This is a genomic window from Pseudomonas serboccidentalis (assembly GCF_028830055.1).
GTDB classification, from domain to species: domain Bacteria; phylum Pseudomonadota; class Gammaproteobacteria; order Pseudomonadales; family Pseudomonadaceae; genus Aquipseudomonas; species Aquipseudomonas serboccidentalis.
This window is the reverse complement of sequence record NZ_CP101655.1, coordinates 486,030-506,747: the sequence shown is the minus strand read 5'-3', so window position 1 is coordinate 506,747 and position 20,718 is coordinate 486,030. Positions and strand designations below refer to the sequence as shown.

Sequence of the window (20,718 nt, the reverse complement as noted above, 5' to 3'; positions counted from 1 at the left end):
GGGTTACGCCTTCTTCTGGTGTTGTGCCAACGCTGCCTTGACGAAACCGCTGAACAGCGGGTGACCGTCACGTGGCGTCGAGGTGAACTCAGGGTGGAACTGGCAAGCGACGAACCATGGATGATCCGGGGCTTCGACCACTTCAACCAGCGCGGCGTCAGCGGAGCGACCGGAGATTTTCAGGCCGGCTTCGATGATTTGTGGCAGCAGGTTGTTGTTCACTTCGTAGCGGTGACGGTGACGCTCGACAATCACATCCTTGCCGTAGCAATCGTGCACCTTGGAGCCGGCTTCCAGCAGGCATTCCTGAGCGCCCAGACGCATGGTGCCGCCCAGATCGGAGGCTTCGGTACGCACTTCAACCGCGCCGGTCGCGTCTTCCCACTCGGTGATCAGACCCACGACCGGGTGGCCGCTGGCGCGATCGAACTCGGTGGAGTTGGCGTCTTTCCAGCCCATCACGTTACGGGCGAACTCAATGACCGCCACTTGCATGCCGAGGCAGATGCCCAGGTACGGAACCTTGTTTTCGCGAGCGTACTGAACGGCAGTGATCTTGCCTTCAACGCCACGCAGACCGAAGCCGCCCGGTACCAGAATCGCGTCGACACCTTCGAGCAGCGCAGTGCCCTGGTTCTCGATGTCTTCGGAATCGATGTAGCGCAGGTTGACCTTGGTACGGTTGCTGATGCCGGCGTGACTCATCGCTTCGATCAGCGACTTGTAGGCGTCCAGCAGCTCCATGTACTTGCCGACCATCGCGATGGTGACTTCGTGTTCCGGGTTCAGCTTGGCGTCAACCACCGCTTCCCACTCGGACAGGTCAGCACTGCCGCATTGCAGGCCAAAGCGCTCGACAACAAAATCATCCAGACCCTGCGAGTGCAGGATGCCCGGGATCTTGTAGATGGTATCGGCGTCTTCCAGCGCGATCACCGCACGTTCTTCAACGTTGGTGAACTGCGCGATCTTGCGACGCGAGGACACATCGATCGGGTGATCGGAACGGCACACCAGCACGTCTGGCTGCAGGCCGATCGAACGCAGTTCCTTGACGGAGTGCTGGGTCGGTTTGGTTTTGGTTTCGCCGGCAGTGGCGATGTACGGCACCAGCGTCAGGTGCATCAGCATCGCGCGCTTGGCGCCGACTTCGAAACGCAACTGGCGGATGGCTTCGAGGAACGGTTGCGATTCGATGTCACCGACGGTGCCACCGATCTCGACCATCGCCACGTCAGCGTCACCGGCACCCTTGATGATGCGGCGCTTGATTTCGTCGGTGATGTGCGGAATCACCTGGATGGTTGCACCCAGGTAGTCACCACGACGCTCTTTGCGCAGCACGTGCTCGTAGACACGGCCGGTGGTGAAGTTGTTGTTCTGGGTCATGGTCGTGCGGATGAACCGCTCGTAGTGGCCCAGGTCCAGGTCGGTCTCGGCGCCGTCGTGGGTGACGAACACTTCACCGTGCTGGAACGGACTCATGGTGCCTGGATCGACGTTGATGTACGGATCCAGCTTCAGCATGGTGACCTTAAGCCCCCGCGCCTCCAGGATAGCCGCCAATGAAGCCGAGGCAATGCCTTTCCCCAATGAAGAAACAACACCGCCCGTGACGAATATGTAGCGCGTCATGAAAAACCCTAGAAGTCTGCGTTAAAGCGGTACGAGCCGCCGGGGAAAGCGAAGGAAGGCCGAAGCCCCCGATCACCTGCATTAATCACAGTGCACCTTTCAAAAAAACCGCCGCGTTGGGACAGACCGGCAGATGAAACACCGGTACGTTGCTCGCTACACATTTTTTGGAATCGCCCAGCAAAGACTGCTTGGTAATCGGCAACTCCTGCAATTCAGGCGAATCCACAGAAGTTGTATCAAGAAGGGAGCGTAGTCTACCGGAATGCCCCTTTCATCTCAAACCTTGATCTTCGTCTGTTGGCTGCCAATGCAATTTCCAGCCGCCCTGCCCATGCCCGTCAAGGCCCGGCAGGTTCGCCACCGCGAGCAATTTTTCGCCGCCAAACAGCAGCGGCAATCTGCCACGGACGAAGGCCGGCACCGCGCGCTCATTGAGCAGGCGCTTGAGATCGCGGTGGCCGCGCTCCGCCAGATGCATCATTTCGCCGCCCTGCCGATAGCGAATCTGCAACGGCCCGACGGGAGTCTGCCCGCTGAACATGACACGCCCGTTATTCGGCAAGCGTAGCGCTGTCGACGGGTCACGCCACTCGGCACTGACCGCTGGCACACGCAGCCAGTCGCCGCTCAGCCACCATATCCGGCCGGCGCTGCGGTGCAATTGGCCATCGGCCAGGCGCCAGACTGGGGACGCATCGTTGGCGGCGTCGCACAGGCTTGTCCAACCCGACCAATGGTCAGTGTCCGGCAGCCGGGTCAGCGGTTCGAGCCAATGGCTGAGCGCGTTGCGCTGACGAGCGGCGGACAATGTTGCCAGCGGTGCCAATGCCAGCGACGGCAAGCCCAGCCAGTGAAACTCACTCGGCGTAGCGGCTTGCGCCAGATCGATCTGCGCCAGCTCATCGAGCAAGCCTTGCGCCTCGCGTAGATGCGCCGCGCTGCGGGCCATGCTCGCCTGCGCCTGCGGCCAGCGCTCGGTCAATCGAGGCAGCACTTGATGACGCAGGTAGTTGCGGGAGAATTGCCGATCTTCATTCGACGGGTCTTCGATCCAGCTCAGTTGATGCGCCAGGGCGTACGTTTCAAGCTCGGCACGCGTGACGTCGAGCAATGGCCGCAGCAGCGTGCCCTGCCCCAACGGTCGCTGCGCCGGCATCGCCGAGAGACCGCGAACGCCGGCACCGCGCATCAGGCGAAACAGCAGGGTTTCGGCCTGATCGTCACGGTGCTGCCCGGTCAGCAGCACGTCACCCGCCTCCGTCAGCGAGGTGAACGCCGCATAACGAGCTTCCCGCGCCGCCCGTTCAAGGCTGGCGCCGGGTTGCACCGCCACCCGAACGACCTGCAAAGGAACGCCCAGCGCATCGCAGGCCGACTGACAATGCTGCGGCCACGCATCAGCCGCCGCCTGGAGACCGTGGTGGATATGGATGGCGCTCAGCGCCGGCAGGGAATGGTGTCTGGCGAGATCGGCAAGCAGATGCAGCAGGACGGTGGAGTCGAGACCGCCGGAGAAAGCGATACGCCAATGAGCGGCGTTGCGCCAAGGCTCAAGGCTCAACATAAGCCGCGACGGCAAATCACTCTTCGAAGAATTCATAGAGATGGTTCGCTTCATAAAGAACCCTGTAGGAGCTGCCGCAGGCTGCGATCTTTTGATCTTGATACAGCAAAATCAAAAGATCGCAGCCTGCGGCAGCTCCTACAGAGGTACTTCCGTCGACTTAGAGACCGTAGCTCATCAGTCGATCATAACGGCGCTTGAGCAGCGCTTCGTTGTCGAACTTCTTCAGCATCGCCAGTTGCGAGCTCAGCTCCGCGCGGATCGAAGCAGCGGCAGCAGCCGGATCACGGTGGGCGCCGCCCAATGGCTCGCCGATCACCTTGTCGACGATGCCCAGGCCTTTCAGGCGCTCAGCGGTGATGCCCATCGCTTCAGCAGCGTCCGGCGCTTTTTCGGCGGTCTTCCACAGAATCGAAGCGCAACCTTCCGGCGAGATCACCGCGTAGGTCGAATACTGCAGCATGTTCAGCTGGTCGCATACACCGATGGCCAGTGCACCGCCGGAACCACCTTCACCAATAACGGTGGCGATGATCGGGGTTTTCAGGCGCGACATCACGCGCAGGTTCCAGGCGATCGCTTCGCTCTGGTTGCGCTCTTCGGCGTCGATGCCCGGGTAGGCACCCGGGGTGTCGATGAAGGTCAGGATCGGCATTTTGAAACGCTCGGCCATCTCCATCAGACGGCAGGCCTTGCGGTAGCCTTCAGGACGCGGCATGCCGAAGTTGCGGCGTACCTTCTCGCGCACTTCACGGCCCTTCTGGTGACCGATCACCATCACTGGCTGGTCTTCCAGACGTGCCACGCCGCCAACAATGGCCGCGTCGTCGGAGAAGTGACGGTCACCGTGCAGTTCGTCGAACTCGGTGAAGATGTGCTCGATGTAGTCCAGGGTGTACGGGCGTTTCGGGTGACGCGCCAGGCGAGCGATCTGCCAGCTGGTCAGCTTGCCGAAGATGTCTTCGGTCAGCGTGCGGCTCTTGTCCTGCAGGCGGGAGATCTCATCGCCGATATTCAGCGAATTGTCATTACCGACCAAGCGCAACTCTTCGATCTTGGCTTGCAGGTCGGCGATCGGCTGTTCGAAATCTAGAAAATTCGGGTTCATAGGCGTCCGTCTTGGGTCGTGTCCCAAGTGAGCTTGGGCCGGCCGGTTGTCTATTCGCGCCCTACCTTAAGGGAGAGGCGCGCTGAGGTCGAGATTAAAAATTCAGGTTGTGGACAGGTGCAATGATGGCACCTGCCGGTCAACGGTATTGGAGGAAGACGTTGTCTCGCCCGAACTGGTCACGCAGGGCTTGAATCAAGGCATCCGCCGGGTCGATTCGCCAGGTCTCGCCGAACTGCAGCAAGGTCTTCGCATCGGGGCTGGTGTACTCCATGGTGATCGGGCACGCCCCGCGGTGACGCTTGAGCAGCTCGCCCAACCAGCGTAGCTGATCACCCTTCAAGTCCTGAGTCTGCAGCTTCAAACGCAGACTTTCGGCGAGATTGGTGCGCGCATCCTCCATGCTCATCACCCGCTTGACCCGCAGGCGCAGGCCGCCGGAGAAGTCATCGTTGCTGACTTCGCCTTCGACCACCACCATCGCGTCGGTCTGCAACAGCGACTGCGCGGAATGGAACGCATCGGCAAACAACGACGCCTCGATCCGCCCCGAGCGGTCGTCGAGGGTGATGAACCCCATCTTGTCGCCCTTCTTGTTCTTCATTACCCGCAGGGCAATGATCATCCCGGCGACCGTCTGGGTATCACGAGCCGGTTTCAGGTCGATGATGCGCTGACGGGCGAAACGGCGAATCTCGCCTTCGTATTCGTCGATCGGGTGACCGGTGAGGTACAGGCCCAGAGTGTCTTTCTCACCCTTGAGACGTTCCTTGAGGGTCAGCTCCTTGGCCTTGCGGTGGCTTGCATAAACGTCGGCATCTTCTTCGACGAACAACCCGCCAAACAGGTCGGCGTGGCCACTGTCATGAGTGCGAGCCGTCTGCTCGGCAGCCTTGATCGCCTCTTCCATCGCCGCCAGCAGCACGGCGCGGTTGCGGTCGATATTGGCCTGATAAGCCTTTTGCTCGTCGTGGAAGTACGGGCCGAGGCGATCCAGTGCACCGCTGCGGATCAAGCCGTCCAGCGTCCGCTTGTTGATGCGCTTGAGGTCGACCCGGGCGCAGAAGTCGAACAGGTCCTTGAACGGCCCCTCCTGACGCGCCTCGGTGATTGCTTCCACCGGGCCTTCGCCGACGCCTTTGATCGCACCGAGGCCATACACGATGCGGCCGTCGTCGTTCACCGTGAACTTGAACTCGGAGGTGTTCACGTCCGGCGCGTCGAGGCGCAGCTTCATCGTGCGCACTTCCTCGATCAAGGTCACGACCTTGTCGGTGTTGTGCATATCCGCCGAGAGTACCGCGGCCATGAACGGCGCCGGGTAGTGAGCTTTCAGCCAGGCGGTCTGATAGGACACCAGGCCGTAGGCAGCCGAGTGGGATTTGTTGAAGCCGTAACCGGCGAATTTCTCTACCAGGTCAAAGATGTTACCGGCGAGGTCGGCATCGATATTGTTGGTCGCGCAACCCTCAATGAAACCGCCGCGCTGCTTGGCCATTTCCTCGGGTTTCTTCTTACCCATGGCTCGACGCAGCATGTCCGCACCACCGAGGGTGTAACCGGCCATGACCTGGGCGATCTGCATCACCTGTTCCTGATACAGGATGATGCCGTATGTCGGCGCCAGTACCGGCTTGAGGCCTTCGTACTGGTAGTCCGAGTGCGGGTACGCCAGTTCGGCGCGACCGTGCTTACGGTTGATGAAGTCGTCCACCATGCCGGACTGCAGCGGGCCCGGACGGAACAGCGCCACCAGTGCGATCAAGTCTTCCAGGCAGTCGGGCTTGAGCTTTTTGATCAGCTCCTTCATGCCGCGCGATTCAAGCTGGAACACCGCTGTGGTTTCGGCTTTCTGCAGCAGGCTGTACGTCGGCTTGTCGTCGAGCGGGATAAACGCGATGTCCAGCGGTGCTTCGCCAACCTTGGCGCGGTCGCGGTTGATGGTTTTCAGCGCCCAGTCGATGATCGTCAGGGTCCGCAGGCCGAGGAAGTCGAACTTCACCAGACCGGCCGCCTCCACGTCGTCCTTGTCGAACTGGGTTACCAGGCCGTCACCGGCCTCGTCGCAGTAGATCGGCGAGAAGTCGGTCAGCTTGGTCGGGGCGATTACCACACCACCGGCGTGTTTACCGACGTTACGCACAACGCCTTCAAGCTTGCGCGCCATCTCCCAGATTTCTGCCGCTTCTTCATCGACCTTGATGAAGTCACGCAGGATCTCTTCCTGTTCGTAGGCTTTTTCCAGGGTCATGCCGACTTCGAACGGAATCATCTTCGACAGACGATCCGCCAGGCCGTAGGACTTGCCCTGCACCCGCGCCACGTCGCGCACCACAGCCTTGGCGGCCATGGAACCGAAGGTGATGATCTGGCTGACCGCGTTGCGACCGTACTTCTCTGCCACGTAGTCGATCACCCGGTCACGACCGTCCATGCAGAAGTCGACGTCGAAGTCGGGCATCGAAACCCGTTCCGGGTTAAGGAAACGTTCGAACAGCAGGTCGTATTCCAGCGGATCCAGGTCCGTGATCTTCTGCACGTAAGCCACCAGCGAGCCGGCACCCGACCCCCGGCCTGGCCCCACCGGTACGCCGTTGTTCTTGGCCCACTGGATAAAGTCCATCACGATCAGGAAGTAACCGGGGAAGCCCATCTGGATGATGATATCCAGCTCGAAATTCAGCCGGTCGACGTAGACCTGACGCTTGGCTTCGTAGTCTTCGGTGGTGTCCTTGGGCAGCAGCACCGCGAGGCGCTCTTCGAGACCGTCGAAAGAGACTTTGCGGAAGTATTCGTCGATGGTCATGCCATCGGGAATCGGGAAGTTGGGCAGGAAGTGCGTGCCCAGCTTCACTTCAATGTTGCAGCGCTTGGCAATCTCGACGGTGTTTTCGATCGCGTCGGGAATATCGCTGAACAGCTCGGCCATTTCCTCGGCGCTTTTGAGGTATTGCTGATCGCTGTAATTCTTCGAACGCCGCGGATCGTCGAGGGCGCGGCCCTCACCGATGCACACGCGGGTTTCGTGGGCGGCAAAGTCTTCCTGCTTGATGAAACGCACATCGTTGGTCGCCACCAGCGGCGCGCCGAGCTTGTCGGCCAGGGCCACTGCGCCGTGCAGTTGCTCTTCATCGTTGGGGCGATTGGTGCGCTGGATCTCCAGATAGAAGCGATCCGGGAACACCGCCATCCATTCCCGCGCCAGCGCCTCGGCCTCGGCCGGGTTGCCGCCGATCATGGCCATGCCGATCTCGCCTTCTTTGGCAGCGGACAACATGATCAGGCCTTCGTTGGCTTCGGCAACCCACTCACGCTCGACGATGACCATGCCGTTGCGCTGGCCTTCGATGAAGCCGCGGGAAATCAACTCGGTGAGATTGCGATAGCCCTTGGCGTTCATCACCAACAGACTGATCCGGCTCAGCGGTGCGTCCGGATCCTTGTTCGACAGCCACAGGTCGGCGCCGCAGATCGGCTTGATGCCTGCGCCCATGGTGTTTTTATAGAATTTGACCAGGGAACACATGTTGTTCTGGTCGGTGACCGCCACAGCCGGCATGTTCATGCCAGTCAGCGCCTTGACCAGTGGCTTGATCCGCACCAGCCCGTCGACCAGGGAGTATTCAGTGTGCAGGCGTAGATGAACGAATGAAGCCGGCATAGTGATCCTGTCCAGTTACATAGAGACAACAAGGCCCGGATTGTACCGGGCCTCGAACAAAACATCAGCCTTGCGACTAAACCTGCGTCAGGCCTTCGAGTGCCTCGTAAGCCTGACGCACCGGGGCGAACGAGCGCCGGTGAATCGGCGTTGGCCCCAGCCGTGCCAACGCTTCCAGATGAACGGGCGTCGGGTAGCCTTTATGGCCGCCAATGCCGTAGCCCGGGTAGATCAATTCGAACGCGGCCATTTCACGGTCGCGACTGACCTTGGCCAGAATCGACGCCGCAGCGATAGCCGGCACCTTGCCATCACCCTGCACCACCGCTTCGGCGCGCATCGGCAGTTTCGGGCAGCGGTTGCCGTCGATCATCGCCAGTTTCGGCTGCACATGCAGCCCGGCCACCGCGCGCTGCATGGCGAGCATGGTGGCGTGCAGGATGTTCAGCTCGTCGATTTCTTCGACTTCGGCGCGGGCGATGCACCAGCTCAGGGATTTCTCGATGATCTCGTCGTAGAGCTTCTCGCGCTTGGCTTCGGTGAGTTTCTTCGAATCGTTGAGACCGAGGATCGGCCGGTTCGGATCGAGGATCACCGCCGCCGTCACGACCGCCCCGCACAACGGGCCGCGACCGACTTCGTCGACGCCGGCCACCAGTTCTTCGACTTCGGCGACCAAGGTGAAATCCAGGCCCATCTGCATAGCTTTCTTGCTCATCGTGATTGACCGATCAGGTTGAGGACGGCGTCCGCCGCCTGATTGGAAGCATCCAGCCGCAACGTGCGGTGAATCTCGTCGAAGCCACGGGTCTGCTCTTCGCCGCCTTCGATCAGCGGCGACAGGGTCTGCGCCAGCGCCTCGACCGTTGCATCATCCTGCAACAATTCCGGCACCAACAGGCGCTGGGCCAGCAGGTTCGGCAGCGACACGTACGGGCTCTTGACCATGCGCTTGAGAATCCAGAACGTCAGCGGCGCCAGGCGATACGCGACGACCATCGGCCGTTTGTACAGCAACGCTTCTAGCGTGGCCGTACCGGAGGCGATCAATACCGCGTTGCACGCCGCCAGCGCCAGATGGGACTTGCCGTCGAGCAGGGTTACCGGCAAGTCGCGACCCGCAAGCAGCTCCTCGAGCTGAGCGCGACGCTCGGCATTCGCGCACGGTATGACGAAGCGCAAGCCTGGACGCATGGCCCGCAGGCGCTCGGCCGTGTCGAGGAACAGCGCCCCCAGACGCCCGACTTCGCCACCGCGACTGCCCGGCATCAAGGCGACCAGCGGACCGTCGGGCAAGCCCAATTCGGCACGCGCAGCGGCGCGATCAGCCTGCAGCGGAATGGTATCGGCCAGCGTGTGACCGACGAAGCGTACCGGTACGCCCTTCTCTTCGTAGAATTTTGCTTCGAACGGCAACAGCGTCAGCATCAGATCGCAGCCTTCGCGAATCTTCAGCACGCGCTTCTGCCGCCACGCCCATACCGACGGGCTGACGTAGTGCACGGTCTTGATCCCGGCCTGACGCAGCTTGAGTTCGATATTGAGGTTGAAATCCGGAGCGTCGATGCCGATGAACACATCCGGTTTCTCGGCAATCAACGTGGCGATCAGGTCCTTGCGGCGCTTGAGCAACTCGCGCAGCCGCCCGAGCACTTCAACCAGCCCCATGACCGACAGACGCTCCATGGGGAAGTAGGACGTCAGGCCTTCGGCCTGCATCAACGGGCCGCCGACGCCGATGAACTCGACCGCCGGATGTTGCGCCTTGAGGGCGCGCATCAGACCGGCGCCCAAAATATCACCGGAAGCTTCGCCCGCCACCAGCGCAATACGCAGATTGGCCATGATCAGCGAGTGATGCCGCGAGTCGACGACTGGATCGAGTCACGGAACACCGCGACTTCCGGGAACTGCGCAGCAGGTTCGGCCAGTTCGGCCAGCGCCTGTTCCACGGTGAACCCCTGGCGATACACGGTTTTATAAGCGCGACGCAGGGCGTGGATGGCGTCTTCACTGAAACCGCGACGACGCATACCCTCGAAGTTCATGCTGCGCGCTTCGGCCGGGTTACCGAACACGGTCACGAACGCCGGGACGTCCTTGCCGATTGCGGTGCCCATACCGGAAAAGCTGTGCGCGCCGATGTGGCAGTACTGGTGAACCAGGGTGAACCCGGAAAGGATCGCCCAGTCGTCGACGTGCACATGCCCGGCCAACGCGGTGTTGTTGACCAGAATGCAGTGATTGCCGATGACGCTGTCATGCCCGATGTGGGCATAGGCCATGATCAGGTTGTGATCGCCCAGCGTGGTTTCCGAACGGTCCTGCACGGTGCCACGGTGAATGGTCACGCCTTCGCGAATGACGTTGTGGTCACCGATCACCAGGCGGGTTTCTTCGCCCTTGTACTTCAGATCGGGCGTGTCCTCGCCTACCGAGGAAAACTGGTAGATACGATTATGCTTGCCGATTCGGGTCGGGCCTTTGAGGACCACGTGCGGTCCGATCACGGTGCCCTCGCCGATTTCCACACCTGCGCCGATGATCGACCACGGGCCGACCTCAACGCCGTCAGCCAGAACGGCCGACGGATCGATGATTGCGCGAGGGTCAATCAAACTCATAGTTTGCGTTCCGCACAGATGATTTCAGCAGAGCAGACCGGTTTGCCGTCGACCGAAGCCTGGCACTCGAACTTCCAGATCTGACGCTTGCAGCTGATGAACTTGGCTTCGAGGATCAACTGGTCACCCGGCAGAACCGGCTGACGGAAGCGCAGCTTGTCGGAACCGACGAAGTAATACAGGGTGCCGTCAGCCGGTTTCACGTCGAGCATTTTGAAACCGAGGATCCCGGCAGCCTGGGCCATCGCTTCGATGATCAGCACGCCCGGCATGATTGGATGCGCCGGGAAGTGACCATTGAAGAATGGCTCATTGATGCTGACATTCTTGTAGGCGCGAATGCGCTTGCCTTCAGTGTCCAGTTCCACCACCCGGTCCACTAGCAGGAACGGGTAACGGTGAGGCAGGTATTCGCGAATCTCGTTGATGTCCATCATTTCGGGGGGAAGCCTATGTAAAGATTGGGAGCGCGACTGACGCGCACTCCTCTAGCAAATCAAGGAGGCAGTCTAGAGGCTGTGCACACTTGATATGGAAATGGTATCAGCCATCAGATGAAGCATTGCCGCCGGGGGTCACTTCCCCAACGCGCTTTTCCAGCTGCTTCAAACGTCGCGCGAGGTCATCGAGCTGACGGATGCGTGCCGCGCTTTTGCGCCATTCGGCCGCTGGTTGCATGGCTGTGCCGGAAGAGTAGGCGCCCGGTTCGGTAATCGAGTGAGTCACCATGGTCATCCCGGTCAGGAAAACGTTGTCGCAAATATCGATATGCCCGACCAGGCCGACGCCACCGGCGAGCATGCAGTGCTTGCCGATTTTGGTGCTGCCGGAGATCCCGACGCACGCCGCCATGGCAGTGTGATCACCGACCTGGACGTTGTGGGCGATCTGGATCTGGTTGTCGAGCTTCACGCCGTTGCCGATCACGGTATCGGCCAGCGCACCACGGTCGATGGCGGTGTTCACGCCAATCTCGACATCGTCGCCGATGGTGACACCGCCAATCTGGGCGATCTTCTGCCAAATGCCCTTCTCGTTGGCAAAACCGAAGCCTTCACCGCCGAGCACGGCACCGGACTGGATCACCACACGCTTGCCGATGCGCACGTCGTGGTACAGCGTCACCCGCGGAGCGAGCCAGCCACCCTCACCGATTTCACTGCGGGCACCGATGACGCAATGGGCGCCCAGGGTGACCTGCGCACCGATGCGCGCACCAGCTTCGATCACCACGAACGGGCCAATGCTGGCGCTTGGATCAACCACCGCATCCGGCGCAATCACCGCCGTGGGATGAACACCCGCAGTGGCTTTTGGCTTGGGATCGAACAGGTGCGAGATGCGTGCGTAAGCCAGGTAAGGATCCGGCACCACCAGCGCGTTGCCGGCAAAACCGTCGGCATCGGCCTCTTTGAGCAACAGCGCAGCCGCCTGGCAACTTGCCAGGTATTTGCGATATTGAGGATTTGCCAGAAAGCTCAACTGAGCTGGGCCAGCCTCCTGCAAGGTGGCTAGCCCAGTAATTTGCGTCTCGGGGTCGCCACGCAGGGTGGCGCCGAGGAACTCGGCCAACTGGCCGAGCTTGATAGTCACGGTCATGGGTTACTTCAGCTGATTCATGCGCTCGATAACCTGGCGCGTGATGTCGTACTGAGGCTTGACATCGATTACTGCGCCACGCTCGAACACCAGGTCAAAACCACCTTTCTTGATGACTTCTTCCACTGCGCTATCCAGTTTCGGCTTCAGTTGCTTGAGCATTTCGCGGTCGGCAACAGCCTTGGCTTCGTTCAGCTCCTTGGACTGGAACTGGAAGTCACGAGCCTTTTGCTTGAATTCAAGCTCCAGACGCTCACGCTCGCCCTGCTGCATTTTGTCGCCACCGGCCATCAGACGGTCCTGAATGCCCTTGGCGCTGCTTTCCAGCGTCTTGAGCTTGGTCAGTTGCGGACCGAACTTCTTCTCGGCATCCACGGCGTATTTCTTGGCCGCGTCGGATTCGAGCAGCGCCATCTGATAGTTCAGAACGGCGATTTTCATGTCGGCGAACGCCGGGCCTGCCACCAGTACGGAGGCCAGGAGAACCAATTGAGTCAACTTACGCACGATGCACTCCTACAAAATCCATTGTCGTTATCTTGGGTCAGACGCTTAGAACGTCTGGCCGAGGGAGAATTGGAACACTTGAGTTTCAGCGTTATCCGGTTTCTTGACCGGCATCGCCAGAGCAAAACTCAGCGGACCCAGTGCGGTGACCCAGGTCACACCCACACCAACGGAACTGGCCATGTTGCTCAGGCTGATGTCGTTGCACTGCGTGGATGACGTGGAGCCTACGGTCGCGTTAGTCGTCTTCTGGCACTTGGAGTCGAATACGTTACCCACATCCCAGAATACCGAAGTACGCAGCGAGCGCTGATCCTTCACGAATGGCAGCGGGAACAGGACCTCAGCACCGCCCTGAATCAGCACGTTACCACCGAATGGCAATGGATCCTGATCGGGGTCGGCAATCGTACCGACGTTACCAGTAACCCCCTGACCACGACTCGGAGTACTACGAGGACCCAAGGTGCTGTCCTTGAAGCCACGAACCGAGTTGAAACCACCAGCATAGTAGTTTTCATAGAACGGCAAGCCGTCGGTCGAACCATAACCGTCGCCATAACCCAGCTCGGTGTGCAGACGCAGGGTATAGTTTTCGGTAATCGGCTGGAACAACTGACCACGGTAGTCGAGTTTGTAGAACGACAGGTCGCTGCCCGGAATGGTGGTTTCCAGGGTCAGGCTCTGGGAACGACCACGGGTCGGCAATACGCCCTTGTTCAGGGTCGACTCGGACCAGCCAGCCGAAGCCTTGAAGTTCAGATACTGATCGCCTTCTTTGTTAACGAAGTCGAAGATCTCGTCAACGGTGTACTGACCGGTCTTGATCTTGTCCTGCTGAGCAGACAGACCGAAGGTCAGGCGCGAAGTCTCGCTGATCGGGTAGCCAACGTTGACGCCGGCACCCAGGCTGTCTACCGCATAGCTGGCTACGTCGATGTTGAGATCTTTGTAGTCGGTGGTGCGATAGAACGCGTTGTAACCCAGGCTCACGCCATCGGCGGTCCAGTACGGGTCAACGTAACCGAAGTTGTAGCGGCTCTGGTATTCGCTGCGGGTCAGGCCGACGCTGACGCGGTTACCGGTACCGAGGAAGTTGTTCTGGGTGATCGAACCGCCGAGGATCAGACCGGCGCTCTGGGCGAAACCGACGCTGGCGGTGATCGAACCGGAAGCCTGTTCTTCAACGGCGTAGTTCACGTCCACCTGGTCGTCGACACCCGGAACAGCCGGCGTCTCAACGTTCACTTCTTTAAAGAAGCCCAGACGCTCAAGACGGGTCTTGGACTGATCGATCAGGTAGGTCGAAGCCCAGCCACCTTCCATCTGACGCATTTCGCGACGCAGCACTTCGTCTTCGGACTTGGTGTTGCCACGGAAGTTGATGCGGTTGACGTAGGCACGCTTGCCCGGGTCGACGGCGAACAGGATGTCCACGGTGTGATCGTCGTCATGCGGCTGCGGTACGCCGTTGACGTTGGCGAAGGTGTAGCCCTCGTTACCCAGGCGGCGGGTGATCAGTTCAGACGTGGTGGTCATCAGCTTGCGCGAGAACACCTGGCCTTTCTGCACCAGCAACAGCGACTTGATCTGGTCTTCAGGAACTTTCAGGTCACCGCTGAGTTTGACGTCACGTACGGTGTACTTCTCGCCTTCGGTGATGTTGACGGTGATGTAGACGTGCTTCTTGTCCGGGGTGATGGACACCTGGGTCGAAGCGATATCCATGTTGATGTAGCCGCGGTCCAGGTAGTAGGAACGCAGACGCTCCAGGTCACCGGACAGTTTTTCACGGGCGTACTTGTCGTCGTTCTTGAAGAACGACAGCCAGTTGGTGGTTTTCAGCTCGAACAGGTCGATCAGGTCGTCATCAGGGAAGACCGTGTTACCCACCACGTTGATGTGCTGGATGGCAGCCACGGTGCCTTCGTTGATCTTCACTTTCAGCGCAACGCGGTTACGCGGCTGCGACACCACTTCGGTATCGACCGTTGCCGAGTAACGGCCCTGGGCAACGTACTGACGTTGCAGCTCGTTACGAACACCTTCAAGGGTGGCGCGCTGGAAGATTTCACCTTCGGACAGACCGGACTGCTTGAGGCCTTTCATCAGGTCTTCAGTGGAGATCGCCTTGTTGCCTTCGATCTCGATACTGGCGACCGACGGACGTTCGACGACCGTGATCACCAGAACGTTGCCTTCGCGGCCCAGCTGGATATCTTGAAAGAAACCGGTTTTGAACAACGCACGAGTGGATTCCACCAGGCGACGATCATCCGCCTGCTCGCCGACGTTCAACGGCAAGGCACCAAACACGCTACCCGCGGAGACCCGCTGGAGGCCGTTGACGCGAATATCAGAGATAGTGAAGGACTCGGCGTGAACTTCGGCGATCATCAATACGGTGAGAACCGCAGTTAGCAGCAGACGTTTCATGAAGTCCTTTCTTATTCCAACTGGCAATAAACAAACTGCCGCAAAATGCGGCAGATTCGCAATTCAGCGAAGCTTTACAGTCGACCCAGATCATTGACCAGAGCAAGCAACATCACTCCGACCACCAAACTGATACCGATCTGCACCCCCCAACCTTGCACCCGATCCGACAAGGGGCGACCACGCACCCACTCAATCAGATAAAACAACAAATGCCCCCCATCCAGTACAGGAATGGGCAGCAAATTCAGAACCCCCAGGCTAATACTCAGATAAGCAAGGAAATTCAGGAAATCAGCAACGCCCGACTGGGCAGAAGCGCCCGCCACTTTAGCAATGGTTATCGGCCCACTCAAGTTTTTTACCGAGAGCTCGCCAAACAGCATTTTCTTCAGTGAGTCCAGCGTCAGGATGCTCATGGTCCAGGTACGACGGGCACCCTCGCCAATCGCGGCCAGCGGACCATAACTGACTTCGCGGATCATTTCCGGCGGCCAGTCTACGGCCTTTACGCCAGCCCCGAGATAACCGCTCGGCGACTTGCTTTCGCCGCGTGCCGCCAGGGTCACCGGGATGTCGATTTGAGCACCGTCGCGCTCGATGCGCAGCATGATTTTGGTATCAGGACGCGTACGAACGGTATCGACCACCTGCTGCCAGTCACCCAGCGCCTGGCCGTCGAGCGACAGCAGACGGTCACCGGTTTTCAGACCAGCGGCGTGCGCCGGACCTTTTGGATCGAGTTCGGCCAGCACCGGAGGCAAGGCCGGACGCCATGGGCGAATGCCGAGCGAGCGGATCGGATCGGGCTCGTCGGCCCCTTTGAGCCAATGATCCAGCGCCAGCTCGCGAGGAGTCTCTGCGGTCGAATCCTGCTCGCGCACGAGCAACTGCAGGGAACCGCTCTCCCCCAGACGCCGGACCAGCTGCAGATTGACGGCAGCCCAGCCGGACGTCGGCTCACCATCGATGGCGACGATTTCCTGGCCGGCACTCAAACCGGCCCTGGCCGCGATGCTGCCGGATTCGACGGCACCGATGACCGGGCGGATCTGCTCGCTGCCGAGCATGGCCAGCACCCAGAAAAACACCAGGGCCAGCAGGAAGTTGGCGATCGGCCCAGCCGCGACAATGGCGATACGCTGGCGAACCGATTTGCGATTGAAGGACTGATGAAGCTGGTCGGCCGGCACTTCGCCTTCACGCTCATCGAGCATTTTGACGTAGCCGCCCAGCGGAATCGCGGCGACGACAAACTCGGTGCCCTGCTTGTCGTGCCAGCGCAACAGGGGCATGCCGAAGCCCACGGAAAAACGCAAAACCTTGACGCCACAGCGACGCGCGACCCAGAAATGGCCGAATTCGTGAAAGGTGACCAGCACACCCAAAGCGATCAGGGTGCCGGCAATCATATAGAGCGCGCTCATCTACTTTCTCCGCAATCCTGTTCAGTGTCGCGTGACGCCATGGTGCTGCAACAGCTATCGGCCGTGACGACTCAGCCATTGCCCGGCCAGAATCCGCGCTTTCGCGTCTGCGGTAAACACCGCATCCAGATGCTCCAGCGTAACCACAGGCTCGAGATTCAACACATCCTCGATGATACTCGCGATTTCCAGATAACCCACGCGTCCGTCGAGAAACGCCGCGACCGCCACTTCGTTGGCCGCATTGAGCATGGCCGGCGCGCTGTTACCCGCCTCGGCCGCCTGTCGCGCCAGGCGCAGACAAGGGAAGCGTTCTTCGTCCGGCGCCTCGAAATCCAGGCGCGCAATGGCAAACAGATCCAGCGGTGCCACACCCGAGTCGATACGCTCAGGCCAAGCCAGTGCATTGGCAATCGGGGTGCGCATGTCAGGGTTGCCCAACTGTGCCAACACCGAGCCATCCACGTAGTCGACCAACGAGTGAATCACACTCTGCGGATGGATCACCACCTCGACCTGCGAAGGTTTGGCGTCGAACAACCAACACGCCTCGATCAACTCCAGGCCCTTGTTCATCATGCTGGCCGAATCCACCGAGATCTTGCGACCCATGGACCAGTTCGGGTGCGCACACGCCTGATCAGGCGAAACATGCGCCAGCTCGCTCAACGGCGTCTGACGGAAAGGCCCGCCCGAAGCCGTGAGCAAAATCCGTCGTACGCCGACGGCGCCCAGGCCACGGGCAAAATCCTGCGGCATGCACTGGAAGATTGCGTTGTGCTCGCTGTCGATCGGCAGCAGCACCGAGCCGCTCTTGTGTACAGCCTGCATGAACAGCGCGCCGGACATCACCAACGCTTCTTTATTGGCCAGGAGGATTTTCTTCCCAGCCTCCACCGCCGCCAGGGTCGGACGCAGGCCCGCGGCGCCGACGATAGCCGCCATCACGGCATCGACTTCAGGAGCGGAAGCGACCTGACACAGGCCCTCCTCCCCTACCAGCACGCGAGTGGACAGACCGGCAGCCCGCAAGTCGTCCTGCAGACCGCGAGCCGCCGCCGCTTCCGGCACTACCGCAAATTGCGGCACATGACGAATGCACAAGGCCAGCAACTCGCTCAGGCGCGTGAAACCGCTCAAAGCAAAAACCTGATAACGCTCAGGATGACGAGCGATGACGTCCAGGGTGCTCAGACCGATCGAGCCGGTGGCCCCCAGAACGGTAATCTGTTGCGGGCGGCTCACGGTGCGGCCATCCACAGCAACACAGCGAAAATCGGGATCGCAGCGGTCAGGCTGTCGATGCGATCAAGCACACCGCCATGACCGGGCAGCAGGTTGCTGCTGTCCTTGATGCCGGACTGACGCTTGAACATGCTTTCAGTGAGGTCGCCCACTACCGAAATAAAGACGATCAATGCAGCACCGACCAGACCTTTGAGCAGTTCACCCACGGTCCAGTCGCGAACCAGACCGACGACAGCGGTAATCACCAGACTCAGCGCAAGACCACCGTAAACACCTTCCCAGCTTTTGCCCGGGCTGACTTGCGGCGCCAGCTTGCGCTTGCCAAAGGCACGACCGGAGAAATAGGCACCGATATCGGCCCCCCAGACCAGCACCATCACCGCCATGATCAGCCAGTTACCCAGCGGGTACTGCTTGATCTGCACCAGCCCTTGCCAGGCCGGCAGCAGGATCAGCAGGCCGATCACCAGTTTGGTGGCCGCCGTGGACCAGTGCTCGCTCGAGCGCGGATACGTCAGCACCAGGTACGTCGCCACTGCCCACCACAACACCGACGCGCCCAACACCCACGGGGCAAGACCCGGCAAGACGTACATGACGAACAGCATCAACGCGACGACAGCGGCATAGCCAACACGGAACGACTGCGCGGTGAAGCCCGCCAGACGCGCCCATTCCCAGGCCCCCAGGCTTACGACCAGACCAATGAACAGCGCAAAACCGGAACCCTCGAGCAGGAAAAACCCGCACAGAGCGATCGGCAGCAGGATCAGCGCAGTGATGATTCGTTGTTTAAGCATTAAACCCGGGCTCCAGCTTCGACCTGCTCGCTCGTTTTACCGAAACGACGCTGGCGTGAAGCGAAATCGGCCAGCGCCGTGCGCATGGCTTCGTGTTTGAAGTCCGGCCAGAACAGGTCGGAGAAGTACAACTCGGCGTAGGCCAGTTGCCACAAGAGGAAGTTGCTGATGCGGTGCTCGCCACCGGTGCGGATGCACAAGTCCGGCAACGGCAGGTCGCCCGTCGCCAGACAGGTTTGCAGCAGATCCGGAGTGATGTCCTCCGGGCGCAGATGCCCGGCCTGAACTTCACGCGCCAGACGCTGTGCAGCCTGTGCAATATCCCACTGACCGCCGTAGTTGGCGGCGATCTGCAGGATGAAGCGGTTCGCCCCGGCCGTCATGGCTTCGGCCTCGCGCATCGCCGCCTGAAGCTCAGGGTGGAAGCGCGAGCGATCGCCGATGATGCGCAAACTGATGTTGTTGTCGTTGAGGCGCTTGGCCTCACGACGCAACGCCTTGAAGAACAAATCCATCAAGGCACTGACCTCATCGGCCGGGCGCTGCCAGTTTTCGCTGGAAAAGGCGAACAGGGTGAGCACTTCGACTTTGGCCTCGGCGCACACCTCGATCACTGCCCGCACAGCATCCACGCCTGCCTTATGCCCGGCGACACCCGGCATGAAGCGTTTCTTCGCCCAGCGATTGTTGCCATCCATGATGATCGCGACATGGCGCGGCACCGCGGACGGCGCAGACTGCTTGGTCTTTTCCATTGAAACGCGACCCTTATACGGCCATCAGGTCTTTTTCTTTCTCTGCCAGCTTCGCGTCGATTTCAGCCACGAACTTCTTGGTCAGGTCGTCGATTTCGCCGGTAGCGCGACGCTCTTCGTCTTCACTGATCTCTTTTTCCTTGACCAGATCCTTCAGCGAACTGTTCGCGTCACGACGAATGTTGCGCACGGCAACACGGGCGTCTTCAGCCACGTCACGCGCCTGCTTGGTGAAGCCACGACGGGTTTCTTCGGTCAGAGCCGGCATGCTGATCAGCAGCAGTTCACCCAGGTTGGTCGGGTTCAGGTTCAGACCTGCACTGCCGATCGCCTTGTCGACGGCGCCCAGCATGTTGCGTTCGAACGCAACGACTTGCAGGGTACGGGCGTCTTTGACGGTGATGTTGGCCACTTGCTTGATCGGGGTGTCAGCGCCGTAGTACGGAACCATCACACCTTCCAGGATGCTTGGGTGCGCCTGACCGGTGCGGATGCGACCGAAGTTGTGGGACAGCGATTCCACCGACTTCTGCATGCGCTCTTTGGCGTCTTTCTTGATTTCGTTGATCATTGTTGAACTTCCTCGATCAGGGTTCCTTCAGCGCCGCCATGTACGATGTTCAGCAGGGCGCCAGGCTTGTTCATGTTGAATACGCGCAGCGGCATCTTATGGTCGCGGCACAGGCAAATTGCTGTCAGATCCATTACACCCAGCTTGCGATCCAGTACTTCATCATAAGTCAGATGATCGAACTTCTCGGCATGCGGGTCCTTGAACGGGTCAGCGGTGTAGACGCCATCAACCTTGGTCGCCTTCAGCACGACGTCGGCATCGATTTCGATGGCACGCAGGCAGGCTGCCGAATCCGTGGTGAAGAACGGATTGCCGGTACCGGCCGCGAAAATCACGACGTCCTTGGAGTTCAGGTGGCGCATCGCTTTGCGGCGATCATAGTGATCAGTAACGCCAACCATGGAAATGGCCGACATCACGATGGCCGAGATATTGGCACGTTCCAGCGCATCGCGCATGGCCAGAGCGTTCATCACAGTGGCCAGCATGCCCATGTGGTCGCCTGTTACCCGATCCATGCCAGCCTTGCTCAAGGCCTCGCCACGGAACAGGTTGCCACCGCCGATCACCAGACCGACCTGTACACCGATGCCGACCAGTTGGCCGACTTCCAGCGCCATGCGATCCAGGACTTTCGGATCGATCCCGAACTCTTCCGAGCCCATCAGGGCCTCGCCGCTAAGCTTGAGTAGAATGCGTTTATAGCGAGCCTGATAACCACTGCCCTGCTGAGCCATTGCGAATCTCTCCTGCGGCGTATTTAAAAATTCTTTGCGA

17 protein-coding genes are annotated in these 20,718 nt (G+C 60.1%); all 17 read right to left on the bottom strand.

The features are described 5' to 3' along the window. Nucleotides 1-3 precede the first annotated feature (3 nt). Nucleotides 4-1,635 (bottom strand): CTP synthase, encoded by a 1,632-nt coding sequence (pyrG, locus tag NN484_RS02170; protein ID WP_103303023.1) that lies wholly within the window; start codon nt 1,633-1,635, stop codon nt 4-6. 274 nt (nt 1,636-1,909) lie between these two features. Then, a complete protein-coding gene (tilS, locus tag NN484_RS02165) occupies nt 1,910-3,238 on the bottom strand; it encodes a tRNA lysidine(34) synthetase TilS (protein WP_274658511.1) in 1,329 nt (442 codons plus the stop codon). Nucleotides 3,239-3,362: 124 nt separating this feature from the next. Then, nucleotides 3,363-4,310 carry an acetyl-CoA carboxylase carboxyltransferase subunit alpha gene (locus NN484_RS02160; protein ID WP_127650700.1) on the bottom strand — a complete coding sequence of 316 codons (948 nt, stop codon included), beginning with the start codon at nt 4,308-4,310 and terminating at the stop codon, nt 3,363-3,365. A gap of 139 nt (nt 4,311-4,449) precedes the next feature. Then, complete coding sequence (dnaE, locus tag NN484_RS02155) at nt 4,450-7,971, bottom strand: DNA polymerase III subunit alpha (RefSeq protein ID WP_127650702.1); 3,522 nt, start codon at nt 7,969-7,971, stop codon at nt 4,450-4,452. A 76-nt stretch (nt 7,972-8,047) separates the two neighbouring features. Continuing rightward, entirely contained in the window at nt 8,048-8,674 is a 627-nt protein-coding gene (gene rnhB, locus NN484_RS02150; RefSeq protein WP_064586190.1) for a ribonuclease HII, read from the bottom strand. An 11-nt stretch (nt 8,675-8,685) separates the two neighbouring features. Continuing rightward, nucleotides 8,686-9,816, bottom strand: coding sequence for a lipid-A-disaccharide synthase (gene lpxB / locus NN484_RS02145; protein ID WP_215501425.1), 1,131 nt, complete (start codon nt 9,814-9,816; stop codon nt 8,686-8,688). 2 nt (nt 9,817-9,818) lie between these two features. Then, on the bottom strand, nt 9,819-10,595 hold the full coding sequence (gene lpxA / locus NN484_RS02140) for an acyl-ACP--UDP-N-acetylglucosamine O-acyltransferase (RefSeq protein WP_127650705.1): 777 nt from the start codon (nt 10,593-10,595) through the stop codon (nt 9,819-9,821). Further along, nucleotides 10,592-11,032: a 3-hydroxyacyl-ACP dehydratase FabZ gene (fabZ, locus tag NN484_RS02135; protein ID WP_003222142.1), complete on the bottom strand. Its 441-nt coding sequence runs from the start codon at nt 11,030-11,032 to the stop codon at nt 10,592-10,594. The genes lpxA and fabZ overlap by 4 nt, the downstream gene beginning before the upstream one ends. Nucleotides 11,033-11,138: 106 nt before the next feature. After that, nucleotides 11,139-12,194: a UDP-3-O-(3-hydroxymyristoyl)glucosamine N-acyltransferase gene (gene lpxD, locus NN484_RS02130; RefSeq protein WP_215501424.1), complete on the bottom strand. Its 1,056-nt coding sequence runs from the start codon at nt 12,192-12,194 to the stop codon at nt 11,139-11,141. Between the two features lie 3 nt (nt 12,195-12,197). Then, nucleotides 12,198-12,701 carry an OmpH/Skp family outer membrane protein gene (locus NN484_RS02125; RefSeq protein WP_003222140.1) on the bottom strand — a complete coding sequence of 168 codons (504 nt, stop codon included), beginning with the start codon at nt 12,699-12,701 and terminating at the stop codon, nt 12,198-12,200. Nucleotides 12,702-12,746: 45 nt separating this feature from the next. Further along, nucleotides 12,747-15,137 carry an outer membrane protein assembly factor BamA gene (gene bamA / locus NN484_RS02120; RefSeq protein ID WP_215501423.1) on the bottom strand — a complete coding sequence of 797 codons (2,391 nt, stop codon included), beginning with the start codon at nt 15,135-15,137 and terminating at the stop codon, nt 12,747-12,749. Between the two features lie 74 nt (nt 15,138-15,211). Further along, a complete protein-coding gene (gene rseP, locus NN484_RS02115) occupies nt 15,212-16,564 on the bottom strand; it encodes a sigma E protease regulator RseP (RefSeq protein WP_215501422.1) in 1,353 nt (450 codons plus the stop codon). 54 nt (nt 16,565-16,618) lie between these two features. Then, nucleotides 16,619-17,809, bottom strand: coding sequence for a 1-deoxy-D-xylulose-5-phosphate reductoisomerase (gene ispC / locus NN484_RS02110; protein ID WP_274658510.1), 1,191 nt, complete (start codon nt 17,807-17,809; stop codon nt 16,619-16,621). Further along, on the bottom strand, nt 17,806-18,612 hold the full coding sequence (locus NN484_RS02105) for a phosphatidate cytidylyltransferase (RefSeq protein ID WP_274658509.1): 807 nt from the start codon (nt 18,610-18,612) through the stop codon (nt 17,806-17,808). The genes ispC and NN484_RS02105 overlap by 4 nt, the downstream gene beginning before the upstream one ends. Continuing rightward, nucleotides 18,612-19,367: a polyprenyl diphosphate synthase gene (uppS, locus tag NN484_RS02100; RefSeq protein ID WP_064586183.1), complete on the bottom strand. Its 756-nt coding sequence runs from the start codon at nt 19,365-19,367 to the stop codon at nt 18,612-18,614. Before uppS ends, NN484_RS02105 begins: the two co-directional genes overlap by 1 nt. A 13-nt stretch (nt 19,368-19,380) precedes the next feature. Continuing rightward, nucleotides 19,381-19,938 carry a ribosome recycling factor gene (frr, locus tag NN484_RS02095; RefSeq protein ID WP_008019552.1) on the bottom strand — a complete coding sequence of 186 codons (558 nt, stop codon included), beginning with the start codon at nt 19,936-19,938 and terminating at the stop codon, nt 19,381-19,383. Further along, nucleotides 19,935-20,678, bottom strand: coding sequence for a UMP kinase (gene pyrH / locus NN484_RS02090; protein ID WP_011332683.1), 744 nt, complete (start codon nt 20,676-20,678; stop codon nt 19,935-19,937). The genes frr and pyrH overlap by 4 nt, the downstream gene beginning before the upstream one ends. Between the last annotated feature and the right edge of the window lie 40 nt (nt 20,679-20,718).

What these genes read in the sequence shown, in the direction of transcription:
- dnaE (WP_127650702.1), bottom strand. Translation starts at nt 7,971, where the DNA reads ATGCCGGCTTCATTCGTTCATCTACGCCTGCACACTGAATACTCCCTG.
- fabZ (WP_003222142.1), bottom strand. Translation starts at nt 11,032, where the DNA reads ATGATGGACATCAACGAGATTCGCGAATACCTGCCTCACCGTTACCCG.
- pyrH (WP_011332683.1), bottom strand. Translation starts at nt 20,678, where the DNA reads ATGGCTCAGCAGGGCAGTGGTTATCAGGCTCGCTATAAACGCATTCTA.
- lpxA (WP_127650705.1), bottom strand. Translation starts at nt 10,595, where the DNA reads ATGAGTTTGATTGACCCTCGCGCAATCATCGATCCGTCGGCCGTTCTG.
- bamA (WP_215501423.1), bottom strand. Translation starts at nt 15,137, where the DNA reads ATGAAACGTCTGCTGCTAACTGCGGTTCTCACCGTATTGATGATCGCC.
- pyrG (WP_103303023.1), bottom strand. Translation starts at nt 1,635, where the DNA reads ATGACGCGCTACATATTCGTCACGGGCGGTGTTGTTTCTTCATTGGGG.
- uppS (WP_064586183.1), bottom strand. Translation starts at nt 19,367, where the DNA reads ATGGAAAAGACCAAGCAGTCTGCGCCGTCCGCGGTGCCGCGCCATGTC.
- tilS (WP_274658511.1), bottom strand. Translation starts at nt 3,238, where the DNA reads ATGAATTCTTCGAAGAGTGATTTGCCGTCGCGGCTTATGTTGAGCCTT.
- NN484_RS02105 (WP_274658509.1), bottom strand. Translation starts at nt 18,612, where the DNA reads ATGCTTAAACAACGAATCATCACTGCGCTGATCCTGCTGCCGATCGCT.
- lpxD (WP_215501424.1), bottom strand. Translation starts at nt 12,194, where the DNA reads ATGACCGTGACTATCAAGCTCGGCCAGTTGGCCGAGTTCCTCGGCGCC.
- lpxB (WP_215501425.1), bottom strand. Translation starts at nt 9,816, where the DNA reads ATGGCCAATCTGCGTATTGCGCTGGTGGCGGGCGAAGCTTCCGGTGAT.
- rnhB (WP_064586190.1), bottom strand. Translation starts at nt 8,674, where the DNA reads ATGCAGATGGGCCTGGATTTCACCTTGGTCGCCGAAGTCGAAGAACTG.
- rseP (WP_215501422.1), bottom strand. Translation starts at nt 16,564, where the DNA reads ATGAGCGCGCTCTATATGATTGCCGGCACCCTGATCGCTTTGGGTGTG.
- frr (WP_008019552.1), bottom strand. Translation starts at nt 19,938, where the DNA reads ATGATCAACGAAATCAAGAAAGACGCCAAAGAGCGCATGCAGAAGTCG.
- NN484_RS02160 (WP_127650700.1), bottom strand. Translation starts at nt 4,310, where the DNA reads ATGAACCCGAATTTTCTAGATTTCGAACAGCCGATCGCCGACCTGCAA.